This window comes from Kitasatospora sp. NPDC052896 (assembly GCF_044547075.1).
In the GTDB taxonomy this organism is placed as follows: domain Bacteria; phylum Actinomycetota; class Actinomycetes; order Streptomycetales; family Streptomycetaceae; genus Kitasatospora.
The window spans coordinates 89,712-103,650 of the sequence record NZ_JBITZU010000021.1; the positions used below are offsets into that span (position 1 = coordinate 89,712).

At 75.3% G+C, this 13,939-nt stretch carries 12 protein-coding genes; 3 read left to right on the forward strand and 9 right to left on the reverse strand.

The window, feature by feature from the left end:
• Positions 1–45: 45 nt before the first annotated feature.
• Positions 46–981: a tRNA (adenosine(37)-N6)-dimethylallyltransferase MiaA gene (gene miaA / locus ACIGXM_RS29395; RefSeq protein WP_396566104.1), complete on the reverse strand. Its 936-nt coding sequence runs from the start codon at positions 979–981 to the stop codon at positions 46–48.
• Positions 982–1,130: 149 nt separating this feature from the next.
• On the opposite strand from miaA, the gene ACIGXM_RS29400 reads away from it, so the two are divergent.
• Complete coding sequence (locus ACIGXM_RS29400; RefSeq protein ID WP_396566106.1) at positions 1,131–1,784, forward strand: antitoxin; 654 nt, start codon at positions 1,131–1,133, stop codon at positions 1,782–1,784.
• Positions 1,785–1,832: 48 nt separating this feature from the next.
• Here ACIGXM_RS29400 and ACIGXM_RS29405 read toward each other — a convergent pair whose 3' ends face one another.
• Positions 1,833–2,531 carry a hypothetical protein gene (locus ACIGXM_RS29405; RefSeq protein WP_396566108.1) on the reverse strand — a complete coding sequence of 233 codons (699 nt, stop codon included), beginning with the start codon at positions 2,529–2,531 and terminating at the stop codon, positions 1,833–1,835.
• A gap of 30 nt (positions 2,532–2,561) precedes the next feature.
• Entirely contained in the window at positions 2,562–4,052 is a 1,491-nt protein-coding gene (gene miaB, locus ACIGXM_RS29410; RefSeq protein ID WP_396566110.1) for a tRNA (N6-isopentenyl adenosine(37)-C2)-methylthiotransferase MiaB, read from the reverse strand.
• A gap of 75 nt (positions 4,053–4,127) precedes the next feature.
• Here miaB and ACIGXM_RS29415 point away from each other — a divergent pair, with 75 nt between their 5' ends.
• Positions 4,128–5,132, forward strand: a complete 1,005-nt coding sequence (locus ACIGXM_RS29415) for a TAXI family TRAP transporter solute-binding subunit (protein ID WP_396566112.1) — start codon at positions 4,128–4,130, stop codon at positions 5,130–5,132.
• On the opposite strand, the gene ACIGXM_RS29420 is transcribed toward ACIGXM_RS29415, so the two are convergent.
• Positions 5,122–6,567 (reverse strand): sensor histidine kinase, encoded by a 1,446-nt coding sequence (locus tag ACIGXM_RS29420; RefSeq protein ID WP_396566114.1) that lies wholly within the window; start codon positions 6,565–6,567, stop codon positions 5,122–5,124. The two genes, ACIGXM_RS29415 and ACIGXM_RS29420, sit on opposite strands and share 11 nt — an antisense overlap.
• An 8-nt stretch (positions 6,568–6,575) precedes the next feature.
• On the reverse strand, positions 6,576–7,325 hold the full coding sequence (locus ACIGXM_RS29425) for a response regulator transcription factor (RefSeq protein WP_396566116.1): 750 nt from the start codon (positions 7,323–7,325) through the stop codon (positions 6,576–6,578).
• Positions 7,326–7,861: 536 nt separating this feature from the next.
• On the opposite strand from ACIGXM_RS29425, the gene ACIGXM_RS29430 reads away from it, so the two are divergent.
• On the forward strand, positions 7,862–9,592 hold the full coding sequence (locus ACIGXM_RS29430) for an FAD-dependent monooxygenase (RefSeq protein ID WP_396566118.1): 1,731 nt from the start codon (positions 7,862–7,864) through the stop codon (positions 9,590–9,592).
• 278 nt (positions 9,593–9,870) lie between these two features.
• On the opposite strand, the gene recX is transcribed toward ACIGXM_RS29430, so the two are convergent.
• From recX to ACIGXM_RS29450, 4 genes are all read right to left on the reverse strand, one after another.
• A complete protein-coding gene (gene recX / locus ACIGXM_RS29435; protein ID WP_396566120.1) occupies positions 9,871–10,629 on the reverse strand; it encodes a recombination regulator RecX in 759 nt (252 codons plus the stop codon).
• Between the two features lie 220 nt (positions 10,630–10,849).
• Entirely contained in the window at positions 10,850–11,962 is a 1,113-nt protein-coding gene (recA, locus tag ACIGXM_RS29440) for a recombinase RecA (protein WP_396566122.1), read from the reverse strand.
• Between the two features lie 184 nt (positions 11,963–12,146).
• Complete coding sequence (locus tag ACIGXM_RS29445) at positions 12,147–12,341, reverse strand: DUF3046 domain-containing protein (RefSeq protein ID WP_396566124.1); 195 nt, start codon at positions 12,339–12,341, stop codon at positions 12,147–12,149.
• A gap of 46 nt (positions 12,342–12,387) precedes the next feature.
• On the reverse strand, positions 12,388–13,896 hold the full coding sequence (locus ACIGXM_RS29450) for a S8 family peptidase (RefSeq protein ID WP_396566126.1): 1,509 nt from the start codon (positions 13,894–13,896) through the stop codon (positions 12,388–12,390).
• Positions 13,897–13,939 lie beyond the last annotated feature (43 nt).

Here is a 13,939-nt window from a genome sequence, read left to right on the forward strand (position 1 = left end):
TGCGAATGGCCGGCTCGCGGCGGCCTCAATGGCCAAAATCCGTCCTCAGGCCGCCTGCCGGACCAGCTCCAGCGAGCGTTCCAGCAGCTCGGCGGGGTCGGCGCCGGCCGGACGGGAGAGCCAGTGGATCCGGTCGTCCCGGCGGAACCAGGACTCCTGACGGCGCGCGAAGCGCTTGGTCGCCCGCACCGTCTCCGCCCGCGCTTCCGCCTCACCGCACTCACCCGCGAAGTGCGCCAGCACCTGTTGGTAACCGAGCGCCCGACTCGCCGTCAGGCCCTCGCGCAGGCCCACCGCCTCCAGCGCCCGGACCTCGTCCAGCAGCCCGGCCTCCCACATCCGGTCCACCCGCAGCGTGATCCGCTCGTCCAGCTCGGGCCGCGGCACCGCCACCCCGATCTGCACCGCCCGGTAGACCGCGGTGTTGCCGGGCAGGTTCGCGGTGAACGGCCGGCCGGTCAGCTCGATCACCTCCAGCGCCCGGACGATCCGCCGCCCGTTGCTGACCAGGATCGCGGCCGCGGCGGCCGGGTCGAGGCCGGCCAGCCGGGCGTGCAGCACGGCCGGGCCGTGCGCGGCCAGCTCCTCCTCCAGTCGGGCCCGGACCGCCGGGTCGGTGCCCGGGAACTCCATCTCGTCGATCGCCGCGCGGACGTACAGCCCGGAGCCGCCGACCAGGACCGGCGGCCGGCCGGCCGCGAGCAACCGGTCGATCTCGGCCCGGGCGAGCCGCTGGTACTCGGCCACGCTGGCGGTCTCGGTGACCTCCCAGACGTCCAGCAGGTGGTGCGGGATCCCCCCGCGCTCCTCCTCAGTGAGCTTGGCGGTACCGATGTCCATGCCGCGGTAGAGCTGCATCGAGTCGGTGTTGATCACTTCGCCGCCCAGCGCACGGGCCAGCGCGACGGCGAGGTCGGACTTGCCGGCCGCGGTCGCGCCGACCACCGAGACCACCGGGACGGGAGAGGAAGAGCTGGTCACACCGCCAAGTCTCGCAAAAGCCCGGGGGTCATCCGAACGGGGGACGTGACCGACCACCGCCGCCCTCGTTGGCCCGTTGGGCGGCGCCCCGCACGAGCTCCCCGTAGAACCGGCCGGGTCCGCCGTAGACCGTTAGGTTGGGAGAAGATATGGGTGTTTTCAGCTGGTTCCGCCGCCGCGAGGCCGCGGCCCGGGCGGCCGCGGAGCAGGGCGGCGGTACCGTCGGCCTGCTGGAGTCGGAGGACCGGACGGATCAGGAGCGGACCACGGAGGCCGAGCAGGAGTCCCTGCCCGGAGTGCCGGCCGCCCGCACCGCGCCGGACGCCGACGCCACCGGTGCCGCACCGGACGCCACGGTCGAACCGGCCGGGGACCGGGTGGAACCGGAGAGCGAACCGCACGTCGCGGAGCTGCTCGTCGCCGAGCTGCTGGCGGCGGCGCGGGCCGAGGCGCCGGCCGAGGACAACCATGCGGAGAGCCGACCCGAGCGGCCTGACACAGGAGACGAAGCCATGGGCCTGATGGACGAGATCAAGGGCAAGGCCGAGGAACTCAAGAAGCAGGCCAGCCACCTGGCCGGCCAGCACCACGCCAAGATCGACGAGATGGTCGACAAGGCCGGTGACGCGATCGACAAGGCCACCAAGGGCAAGTACAGCGACAAGATCGCGCACGGCACCGAGAAGGCCAAGGACACGGTGGACGGCTTCGCCGAGAAGCCGGCCGACGGCGAGCGGAAGCCGGCGGACCAGAACCCCGCCGGGGGACCCGCCACCACCGACGGGTCCGCGCCCAGCGCCTGACCGCGTTGGGGCCGGGCACCCGCCCGGCCCCACCCGTCGGCCCCGGCCTCAGCTCCAGGAGGCCACGAAGTACCCCACCCCGTACGGCGCCTCCGCGTAGCGGAGCCGGCCGGCCAGCCCGGCCCCCCGTGCGGCACCCGCCAGCACCTGCCAGGGCGCCCGGCCCTCGGCCAGCAGTTCCGCCGCCAGCACCGGGTCGAGCCCGGCCAGCGTCTCGGTGTCCGCGCCGCCCAGCGCCGCGGCCGCGGTGGCGTCGAAGGCCTCCGCCCGCTCGTCCAGATAACCCGGCGCCTTCACCGTGCGACAGGCGGTGCCGTCACCCAGCACCAGCAGGGCGACCCGGTCGGCCAGCCCTGCCAGGCCCGCGCCGAGGCCGAGCATCCGGTCCACCGGGGCGTCCGCCGGCACCGCGCAGGCGTGCGTGGGCAGCGTCGCCCCGGCCCGGTCGAGCAGCCAGGCGCCGACGGTCAGTGCCGGGGTCAGCTCCGGCCCGTCGACCCCACCGGAGGGCAACCGGACGGCCAGCTCCACGCCGAACCGGTGGAAGGAGCCGGCCCCGCCCTCGGTCCAGACCTCGGCCCGCGGGCCACCGCCGACCACCACCAGCAGTTCGGGCCCGACGGCCAGCAGCCCGGCCACCGCCTCGTCGCAGGCCGCCCGCAGCGCGCCCAGCTCCGGGGCCGCGCCTTGGGCGACCTCGGGCACGAGCAGCGGCGGGCAGGGGCAGACGGCGGCGGCAACCAGCATGACGATCACTCTAACCGGGTACCCGCGGCGTCAGTCGCCGCAGCAGCCCCCGGCCGGCGCGGCCGGCGCCGGGGCGGGCGCCCCGATGGTCGGCAGGCCCAGCATGACTCCGGCCGGCTTCGGGGCCGGCGCCGCGTTGCGCCGCTCCCAGGCGTCGCCCGCCCGGGTCCGCCGGACGGCCAGCGGCGCGCCCTCGGCGAGCAGGTGGTGCGGCGCGGCGTAGGTGATCTCCACGGTCACCACGTCACCCGGGCGGACCGGCTCGGTGGGCCGGGTGAAGTGCACCAGGCGGTTGTCCGGCGCCCGGCCGGAGAGCCGGTCGGTCCGGTCGTCCTTGCGGCCCTCGCCCTCGGCGACCAGGATCTCCAGCGTCCGGCCGACCTGCTTCTTGTTCTCCTCCCAGGAGATCTCCTCCTGGAGCGCGATCAGCCGGTCGTAACGCGCCTGCACCACGGCCTTCGGCACCTGGTCGGCCATCTCCGCGGCGGGCGTGCCGGGGCGCTTGGAGTACTGGAAGGTGAAGGCGTTGGCGAACCGGGCCTCGCGGACCACGTGCAGGGTCTGCTCGAAGTCCTCGTCGGTCTCGCCGGGGAAGCCCACGATGATGTCGGTGGAGATCGCCGCGTCCGGCATCGCCTCGCGGACCTTGCGGATGATCCCGAGGAACCGCTCCTGGCGGTAGGAGCGCTTCATCGCGCGCAGCACCCGGTCGGAGCCCGACTGCAGCGGCATGTGCAGCTGGTGCATCACGTTCGGGGTCTCGGCCATCGCCGCGATCACGTCGTCGGTGAAGTCGCGCGGGTGCGGGGAGGTGAAGCGGACCCGCTCCAGGCCCTCGATCTGGCCGCAGGCGCGCAGCAGCTTGGAGAAGGCCTCCCGGTCGCCCAGGTCGGAACCGTAGGCGTTGACGTTCTGGCCGAGCAGGGTCACCTCGATGACCCCCTCGCCGACCAGCGCCTCGACCTCGGCGAGCACGTCGCCGGGCCGGCGGTCCTCCTCCTTGCCGCGCAGCGCGGGGACGATGCAGAAGGTGCAGGTGTTGTTGCAGCCGACCGAGATCGCCACCCAGGCGGCGTACGCGGACTCGCGCCGGGTGGGCAGCGTGGAGGGGAAGGTCTCCAGCGACTCCAGGATCTCCACCTGGGCCTTCTGCTCGACCCGGGCCCGCTCCAGCAGGGCCGGCAGGTGGCCGATGTTGTGGGTGCCGAAGACCACGTCCACCCAGGGCGCCCGGCGCACGATGGTCTCGCGGTCCTTCTGCGCCAGGCAGCCGCCGACCGCGATCTGCATGTCCTGGTGGCGGGACTTGACGGGCGCCAGCTGGCCGAGGTTGCCGTACAGCTTGTTGTCGGCGTTCTCGCGCACCGCGCAGGTGTTGAAGACCACCAGGTCGGGGTCGCCGTCCTGCTCGGCCTTGACGTATCCGGCGTCCTCCAGCAGCCCGGACAGCCGCTCGGAGTCGTGGACGTTCATCTGACAGCCGTGCGTGACGACCTTGTAAGTTCGCAAGCTCTCTCCCATACCCACATCAGCAAGGGTACGGGCAGCCCGGACACCCCCCTCCCGGACCTCGGCTCCGCCTGGCAGGATCCCCCCATGAGACCGAGCACCGCACGCCTGCGCTCCGCCCTCCGCGGCCGGGCCTGGCGGGCCGCGGTGGCCCTGCTGGTGGTGGCCGGCGCCTTCGCCGGGTGGTGGCTGAGCACCGGCGGGACCGCCTCGTACCCCAAGGGCACGGTCGGCTTCGCCACCGGCGACCCGGACGGCGTCTACGACCACTACGGCCAGCTGCTGCGCAGCTTCCTGAAGACCGCGATGCCCGGCGTCGGGCTGCGGCTGGACTCCTCCGAGGGCTCGGTGGACAACCTCGAGCGGGTGGTCTCCGGCCAGGACGACTTCGCGATCGCCACCGCCGACACGGTGGCGAGCTTCAACGAGCCGGGCAAGAGCAAGCTGCGGGCGATCGCCCGGCTCTACGACGACTACCTCCAGCTGGTCGTGCCGGCCGACTCGCCGGTGCACCGGGCCGCCGACCTGAGGGGCCTGCGGGTCGGCATCGGCCAGCCCAAGTCCGGGGTCAACCTGGTCGCCCGCCAGCTGCTGAAGGCCGCCGGGGTCGACCCGGCCACCGGGATAACGCCCGAGCCGCTGGACGTCGGCGACGCCGCCCAGCAGCTGCAGGACGGGAAGCTGGACGCGTTCTTCTGGTCCGGCGGGCTGCCCACCGCCGCGCTCACCGACCTCTCCGGGAAGTTCCCGATCAGGATCGTGCCGCTCGGTGACCTGACCGACGCGCTGTACCAGCAGGGCGGCGACACCAGCGCCTACCGGGCCGCGGTGCTGCCGGCCGGCGTCTACCCGAAACTCCAGCCGGCCGGGCAGCCGGTGCCCACCCTGGCGGTGCCGAACCTGCTGGTCACCCGGGACGACGTGGACACCGGGCTGGTCGAGGGCCTGACCAGGGCGGTGATCGACAGCCGGGACGAGATCGGCGTGCAGGTGCACGCGGCCCAGCTGGTCGACCTGCGCACCGCCGTCTACACCGACCCGCTGCCGCTGCACGAGGGGGCCCGGCGCTACTACCGCTCGGTCAAGCCCTGAGCGACGCCGGCGGGCGGCCGCACGGCACGGTCAGGGTGACCGCCAGCCCGGTGGGCCGGACCGGCGCGAAGTCCAGCGAGCCGCCGCCGGCCCGCAGCAGGGCGCGGGCGATCGACAGGCCCAGCCCCGAGCCGTCCACGTTCTGGTGCCGGGGGCTGCGCCAGAACCGGTCACCCACCCGGGCCAGCTCCTCGACGGTGAGCCCCGGCCCGTTGTCCAGCACGCTGACCGCCGCCCGGGGACCGTCGGCCACCACCCGGACCGTCACCGAGCCACCTTCCGGGCTGAACTTCAGCGCGTTGTCGAGCACCACGTCCAGCGCGCTGCCGAAGCCGATCGGGTCGGCCCAGCCCTCGGCGTCCGCCGGGACCTCGCAGAGCAGCCGCACCCCGCGCTGCCGGGCCACCGGCTGCCAGGCCTCGGCGCGGGCCGTGACCAGGGCGCTCAGGTCCACCGGCTCGGGCGCCGGCCGGGCGCCCTCGGCGGTGGCCAGGCCGAGCAGGTCGTCCAGCACCCGAGCCAGCCTGGAGCCCTCCTCGCGCACCGCGGCGAGTTCGCTCTCGCGCCCGTCCGGCAGCTCCAGGCCGAGCAGCTCCACCCGCAGCAGCAGCGCGGCCAGCGGATTGCGCAGCTGGTGCGAGGCGTCGGCGACGAAGGCCCGCTGCTGGTCGATGGCGAGCACCACGTGGTCCGCCATCTCGTTGAACGAGGCCGCCAGCCGGCGCAGCTCCGGGGGCCCGCCGGCCGGCTGGACCCGGGCCTCCAGCAGGCCGGTGGCGATGTCGTGGGTCGCCCGGTCCAAGGTCCGGACCGGGCGCAGCACCCACTCGGTCAGCCGCACCGCGAGCAGCACCGCGACGATCATGGCCAGCGCCTCGCCGCCGGCCAGCACCAGCCAGCGGTGCTCGATCCGGGCCCGCAGCGGGCCGGTCGGCGAGTCGCTGACCACCAGGGCCACCACGTCACCGTCCCGGACCACCGGGGAGGCGATGGTCAGCGTGCGGTTCGGGGTCCACGGCCAGACCTGCGGCGGATTGTGGCTGCGGCGGCCGTCCCGGGCCTCCTGGACGGCCTGCGCGCCGAAGCCCGTGGTGGGCAGCCGCCAGTCGCCGGGCGCGACCGCGAGCACGCTGCCGTCACTGGCGAACAGCCCGATCCGGATCCCGTAGAGGTCCTGGTAGCGGGCCACCTCGGCGCGCAGCTCGTGCAGTTGGGCGGCGTCCGGCGAGGCGGCCGTCCCGGATCCGGTGCCGGCCCCGGCCGTCGGCAGGTTCTGGGTGGGCAGCTCCTGGGCGAACCGGTCGGCATCGTCGATCCGGTCCACCACCACGTTGCTCTGTTCGGCGGTCGCCATCGCGATCGCCAGCGGCGCCCCGAGGGCGGCCAGCACGCAGGCCATCAGCGAGACCAGGATGCCCAGCAGCCGGTTGCGCATGCCGACGGTCAGCTCGCCGGACCGGCCGGTTCGCCACCCGGCCGCTGCGGGGACTGCGGGATCAGGCGGTAGCCCACCCCGCGCACCGCCTCGACCAGTCCGGGCAGCGCGAGCTTGGTGCGCAGCGAACCGATGTGCACCTCCAGGGTCCGACCATTGCCCTCCCAGCCGCTGCGCCAGACCTCGCTGAAGATCTGCTCCCGGCGGTAGACCACGCCCGGGCTCTGCGCCAGCAGCGCGAGCAGGTCGAACTCCTTGCGGGTGAGCGGGACGTCCCGTCCGCCCACCTCGACTCTTCGGCGCTCGCGGTCGATCCGGATGCCCCAGGACTCCAGTGGGTCGGGCGTGCCGGGGGCCTCCGGCGAGCCCCCGGCCGGGCTCGCGGCGGGCGGCTGGAAGCGCCGGGCCACCGCGTGGATCCTGGCCAGCAGCTCGCCCATGTCGTAGGGCTTGGTGATGTAGTCGTCGGCGCCCAGGTTGAGGCCGTGGATCCGGGAGCGGATGTCGGCCCGGGCGGTCACCATGATCACCGGGACCCCGCTGCCGGCACGGATCCGGCTGCACACCTCGAAGCCGTCCCGGTCGGGCAGCCCGAGGTCGAGCAGCACCACCCGGTAGGGCTCGGAGCCGTCCGGCACCAGCGCGTCCAGTGCCTCGTGGCCACTGCGCGCGTGCCTGACCTGGAAGCCGTGGCGGCTGAGCACCGCGACCAGGGCCGCCGCGACCCGGTCGTCGTCCTCGACGAGGAGCAGCCGCATCGCACACCCTTCCGCTCCGCCGTTCCGCGGAGGCCTCCTGGTGGCAGCCCGCGGCTGCCGACGAAGCGCTCATCCTCCCCCACGCCCCACTGCTCCGACCAGCCCCTGTTTCGGCGCGCGGCGAGTCATGGGGAGCGCGTGGCCGTTTCGTGATGCTCAAGTTCCGCTCAGATCGGCTGACGTCCCGGCCCCGGCCGCCCTACGTTTCGGGTACCGGGGGCTTGAGCTCCGCCGGCCCCGGCCCCCGGTACCGAACCGGTACCGAACAGGTACCCCCCGGCCCGCGCCGCCCGCCGTACCCCGGCGCCACCCACCGATCCGGCGGCCCGCGCCGCCCGCCCGCCGGTCGCGCTCGCCGGGCGGCCAGGGACCCGTGCAGGTCGCGGCACGAACCGGCGCACACCGGCTGCTGCTTGACGCACACCCAGGTGATCTGTTGCATTGCTCTTCGTGACACCTCCCGGGACCTTCCCCGCTCCAGGCCCTGACACGGGATCGCCCTCGGCCGGTCCGGACGCCAGCCGCGGGGGCCGGTCATGGACCCGGTGATCGTGGTCGGTGCCGGCCCGGTCGGTCTGGCCATGGCACTCGCCCTGGCCCGGCACGAGGTGCCGAGCATCGTGCTCGACCAGGGCAACGGCGTGTACCCGGAGGGGCCGCGCAGCGCCGTGCTGGGCGCCGAGAGCACCGCCTTCCTGGAGCGGCTCGGCTACCTGCGGGCCGCCTCGGACGCCGCCCGCTGGGACCGGCTGACCGTCTGGCGGCGTCGCCAGCAGGTGCTGGACCTCGACCTGACGGACCACCCGGTGCTGCACCTGCCGCAGCACCGGCTGCAGCGCGGGCTGCGCGACGCGGCCACCGCCACCCCGCTGATCCAGCTGGTGCCGCACTCCCGGGTGGAGGAGATCGACCAGGACCGGGACGGCGTGACCGTGCGCAGCCGCAACCCGCTGGACGGGACCGACACCTGGTGGCGGGCCAGCCACCTGATCGGCTGCGACGGCGCCCGCTCGACCGTCCGCAAGCTGCTGCGGATCCGCTTCCCCGGCCGGCCCGCGGTCGACCGGCACGCGGTCGCCACCGTCCGGGTCGACCTGCCGTTCCCCGACGAGGCCCGGCTGCACCGCGAGCCGCCCTGGCGCGGCGACCGCGAGGCCTCCGCCCGGCCACTGCCGGACGGCCTGTGGCGGCTGGACTGGCGGCTGCCGCCCGGCCGGCCGGCCCCCACCCAGCCGGCGGACCCGCACGCCACCTGGCCCGGCATCGTCACCGGCGACACCCTGCTCGCCCGGGTCAAGGCCACCCTGACCGGCTGGTGCGGGGAACTGCCCAAGTTCGACCTGCTCGCCGCCGCCGACCACACCGTCCAGCAGCGGCTGGCCGCCCGGTTCCGCAGCGGGCGCTGCTTCCTGGCCGGCGACGCCGCCCACCTGCACGGCGCGCTCGGCATGCAGAACCTGGCAGACGGCCTGCGCGACACCGACAACCTGGCCTGGCGGCTCGCGGTCGCCTGGCACCTTCCCCCGTCCTCCGGCCGGGAGGTCTCCCCTCTCGCCTCGCTCACCGGCGGGCCGCAACCCGGCGGCTCACTGCTGGGCGGCTACGAGGCGGAGCGGCGCGGGGCGGTCGGCGCCCGGCTGCGCGCGGTGGACCAGGCGATGCCGCTGCTGCGACCGCTGCGCGGCTGGCAGCAGACCCGGCGCTCGCTGCTGACCGGCCCGTTCCGCAAGCACGCGCCGCTGCTGGCGGACGGGCTGCTCGGCACCGGCCGGTTCGGCGGCGCGCCCGCCTACCCGGCGGCGCCGTCCGGGCTGCCCGGGATCGGCGGGAACCTGCCGCTGCAGCGCGGCACCGCACGTGGCACCGCGCTGACCGAGAACCTGCCGGCCACCGCGCCCGGCGTGCTGGTCCCGAACGTCCCGGTGGTCACCACCGAGGGCACGCCCGACCAGCTCTACGCCCGGCTCGGCGGCACCTTCCTGCTGCTGCTGGTCGCCCCGGGCACCGCGGTCTGGTCCTCCGAGCACTGGATGGGCGCCGGGCTGATGCCCCGGCTGGCGGAGGTGGCCGCCGCGCTGCCGGTGCCCACCGAGGTGCTGATCGCCGAGGAGTACCCGGAGGCCGGCCCGCACAGCGTGCTGCTGGTGCGGCCGGACGGGCACCTGGTCGGGGTCACCCAGGGCGTCCGGGCCGAGGACCTGCAGGCCCTGGCCGACCGCGCCCGGGGCGGCCCGGCCCCGCTGGCGGGCGCCGAGCGGACGGCCTGACCGGGCGGAGCACTCCCGTCGTCCGGTGCTGCCCGGATCCGCTGCCCGCCGCGGCGCCCGGCCGGGACGGCGGCCGGCGGTGGACCGGCGGAGCAACGGATCAGGGACAGCCGGACCGGCCTCGACCGGCACCGCCCACGGCGGCGGCACCGGCGTCGAAGCGATCCCTCGCCGCCTGCGAGGCTAGGCGCGGGTTACGGAACGGTCAAGGCGCGGCCGGGGAAGGCCGCTTGGCGGCTGCTCGCCGGACTCGGCGCGCCCGCTCCGGCGACGCACCGTCAGCCGCCGCCCAGCGACCAGTCCTCCAACTCCTCGGCCGACTCGCCCTCCGCGTCCAGTGCCTCGCGGACCACCCGGAAGGCCAGCCCCTCGCCGTACCCGCGGCGCGCCAGCATGCCGACCAGCCGCCGCATCCGGGCCTGCCGCTCCAGGCCGGCGGTCGCCCGCAGCTTGCGGTCCACCAGGGCCCGCGCGGTGGCCGCCTCGTCGTCCGGGTCGAGCCGGGCGACCGCCTCCTCGACCAGTGCCCCGGCCACCCCGCGGGTGCGCAGCTCCTGGGCCAGCGCCCGGCGGGCCAGCCCGCGCCCGGCGTGCCGGGAGTCGACCCAGGCGGCGGCGAAGGCGGCGTCGTCGATCAGGCCGACCTCCTCGAAGCGGGAGAGCACCTGCTCGGCCACCTCGTCCGGGATCTCCTTGCGGCGCAGCGCGTCGGCCAGTTGCCTGCGGGTCCGGGCGTTGCCGGTGAGCAGGGTCAGGCAGATGTCGCGGGCCCGGGCGGCCGGGTCGGCCGGCGGCTCGGGCGGCCGCGCGGCCCGCTTCCCACCCGGCCCGCGCTCGCCCGCGGCGCGGCGGCCGGAGCGCCCACGGCCCCCCGTGCCGCGGCGGTCCGGCCGCGGCGCGGGCTCCTCCCCGACCTCCGCCAGCCAGTCGGGCCGCTCGTCCCCCGCCCAGGGCGCGTCCGCGTCGACCACCCAGTCCGGCCGCTCGCCGCCCCCCTGGTCGGCCGGTTGCCCGGACGGCTCCTCGGCAGGCGTCACACCCCGGGCGGCACGCCCCCCGGCGCCCGCCACTCCCCGCCCGGCCCGCGCCGGTGCTGCCGGCTCGAAGCCCCCGCTCCCGGACCCGCTGGCGCACCAGTCCGGCGGCCCCCAGTCGCCCGACCCCGCACCGGCCTCCGGCGCGGGCGCGGCCCCCCGTCCGGCGCCCACGCCCGGTCCGGCCTCCGCGGACCCCGACTCGCTCCTCATCGACTCACCGTCAGGCCTTGGCGGCCGCGGCCTTCTTCGCCGGCGCGGCCTTCACCGCGGTCGCGGTGATCGGCTTCGCCGCGCCGTCCGCCTCGGCCACCGGAGCGCCGTCGGCCGGCGCGTCCGGGTCGGTCCCGATGCCCAGCTTCACCTTGATCTTCTTCTCGATCTCCTCGGCCAGCGCCGGGTTGTCCCGCAGGAAGTTGCGGGCGTTCTCCTTGCCCTGGCCCAGCTGGTCGCCCTCGTACGTGTACCAGGCGCCGGCCTTGCGGATGAAGCCGTGCTCCACGCCCATGTCGATCAGGCCGCCCTCCCAGCTGATGCCGTGGCCGTAGAGGATGTCGAACTCGGCCTGCTTGAACGGCGCGGCGACCTTGTTCTTGACGACCTTCACCCGGGTGCGGTTGCCGACCGCCTCGGTGCCGTCCTTGAGGGTCTCGATCCGTCGGATGTCGAGGCGGACCGAGGCGTAGAACTTCAGCGCCCGGCCACCCGTGGTGGTCTCCGGCGACCCGAACATCACACCGATCTTCTCGCGCAGCTGGTTGATGAAGATCGCGGTGGTGTTCGACTGGTTCAGCGCACCGGCGATCTTCCGCAGCGCCTGGCTCATCAGCCGGGCCTGCAGACCGACGTGCGAGTCGCCCATCTCGCCCTCGATCTCGGCGCGCGGGACCAGCGCGGCGACCGAGTCGATGATGATCAGGTCGATCGCGCCGGAGCGGATCAGCATGTCGGTGATCTCGAGCGCCTGCTCACCGGTGTCCGGCTGGGAGACCAGCAGGGCGTCGGTGTCCACACCGAGCTTGCGGGCGTACTCCGGGTCGAGCGCGTGCTCGGCGTCGACGAAGGCGACCGTGCCGCCGGCCTTCTGCGCGTTGGCCGCGGCGTGCAGGGTCAGCGTGGTCTTACCCGAGGACTCCGGGCCGTAGATCTCGATGACGCGGCCGCGGGGCAGGCCGCCGACGCCGAGCGCGACGTCGAGCGCGGTGGACCCGGTGGGGATCACGTCGATCGGGGCCCGGGTCTGGTCGCCGAGGCGCATCACCGAGCCCTTGCCGAACTGCCGCTCAATCTGGGCGAGTGCGGTCTCAAGAGCCTTCTCGCGGTCCGTCCCTGCCATGGCTTCCACCCTCGGGTTCTGTGCTGTGCGCTTCATCGTCCTCGACGCTAGCGCGTCCCACTGACAAACCCGCCCGAATGGACGCTGCCTGTGGAAAACTCGCCGGGGATCCAGTATAGGGAACATCAGTTCGAATCAAGGGGCGGGCCCGGACCCGGCACGGAGCCCACTGTTCGAATCCTGCTCAGCGCAGCCGCGCCGGCACCCCCATCACCTGGCAGACCACCCGCCAGACGTCCTTCGCCTCCCAGCCGGCGTCCAGCGCCTGGTGCACGGTCCGACCGCCGAGCTCGCTCATCACGTGGTCGCGGGCGAAGGACTCCGCGTACCCGGACCCGAAGTGCTCGTCCATCCGTCGCCAGAACTCGGTCAGCCTCATGGCCCCCAAGTATCCCGGAAGCGTCCCGGAGTCCACCGGGCCGGCCTCAGCGCGGCAGCGCGACCACCCCGGCGCCGTACGTCCGCCGGTCCCGGCAGGCGCCCGGGGCGACCGGGCAGTTCGCCGCCGCCTGCTCCAGCAGCAGCGCGCGCAGCTGGTCCGGACCCCACCCCGGGTGGGCCGCCGCCGCGAGCGCGATCGCGCCGGTGACGTGGGCCGCGCTCATCGAGGTCCCGGCCAGCGCCGCGTACCGGCCGCCGGGCCAGTCCGAGACGACCGCCTCCGAAGGCCCGCCGTCCGGGTCGCCGCCGGGCGCGGCCAGGGCTATCCGCCCGTCGCCGAAGTTCGAGTAGGGGGCGACGGCGCCGCTGCGGGTGACCGCGCTGACCGCCATCACACCGGGCAGCTCGCCCGGCAGCCGGATGCACTCGGCGCCCAGCCGACGGACCTGCGCCGGGCCGGACACCCGGTCGTTGGGGCTGCGCGTGTCGGTCCGTGGCGCGGTCAGGTCCTGGCCGTCGTTGCCGGCCGAGGCGACCACCAGCGCGCCGCGGCGCTGCGCGTAGGCGACCGCCCGGCCCACCGCCTGGAGGATCGCGCCCTGGTCCGGATCCTCGGGGCAGTTGTACTTCCAGGGGTCGGCGAAGTAGCTGTCGTTGAGCGCGACCGCGCCGTGCTCGGCCGCCCAGAGCATCCCGCAGACGATGTTCTCCGGGTAGTACTGGCCGACCGGCCCGAGCAGCCGGACCGCCGCGATCCGCACCCCCGGGGCGACCCCGACCACGCCGTGACCGTCCCGGGCGGCGCCGATGATGCCGGCCACGTGCGTGCCGTGGCCGCTCTCCGGCACGCCGGCGTTCGGCCGCCAGGCGCCGGCCCGGGCGTCCGGGCGACCGTCCGCGCAGGAGACCGAGTCCGCCGGGCTGACCACGTCGCGCAGGTCGGGATGGGTGTCGTCGACGCCGGAGTCCAGCACGGCGACCAGCACCCGGCGCAGCGCCCGGTCGTCGCGCGCCGCCGGGGCGCCGAGTGCCGTGGCGGGCACCTGCCCCTGGTCGGCCGCGCCCATCATCGCCAGGTTCCAGGCCCCGCGCTCCCCCGGGTCGGGCACGGTCGGGGCGGTGTCCGGCTGGCTGCCGGAGGCGCGCGTCACGGTGTCCGCGCCGGGCCGGCCGAACCCGCCGGCGCCGCTGAGCGGACCGGGCGGCCCGGGTACCGGAGTGGTCCGGGTGGCGCCGACCGCGGCGATCTCCGGCCGGGCCCGCAGCCGCTGGGCGAACGAGTCGTCGGCCGCGTACGCGAGCACCGCGCCGATCTGCGGGTAGTCCTGCACCACCTGGCCACCCGCGGCCCGTATCGCGGTCCCGGCGGTGCCGGCGCCGACCGCGTCGGCACGCTGGGCCAGCACCAGGTAGCTCAGGTACGCCCGACCGGGTCCGGTGACGTACGGCATGGCACCGCCGAGCAGCAGCGCCGCCGCGAGCACCACGGGGGACCCGCGCACCAGCAGGCGGCGCCGGACCCGCCGTCGGGACACCACTCGCACCTCTGCCATGGCGTGCCCTTCACTCGACGGCGCATGATGCATCACCATATGA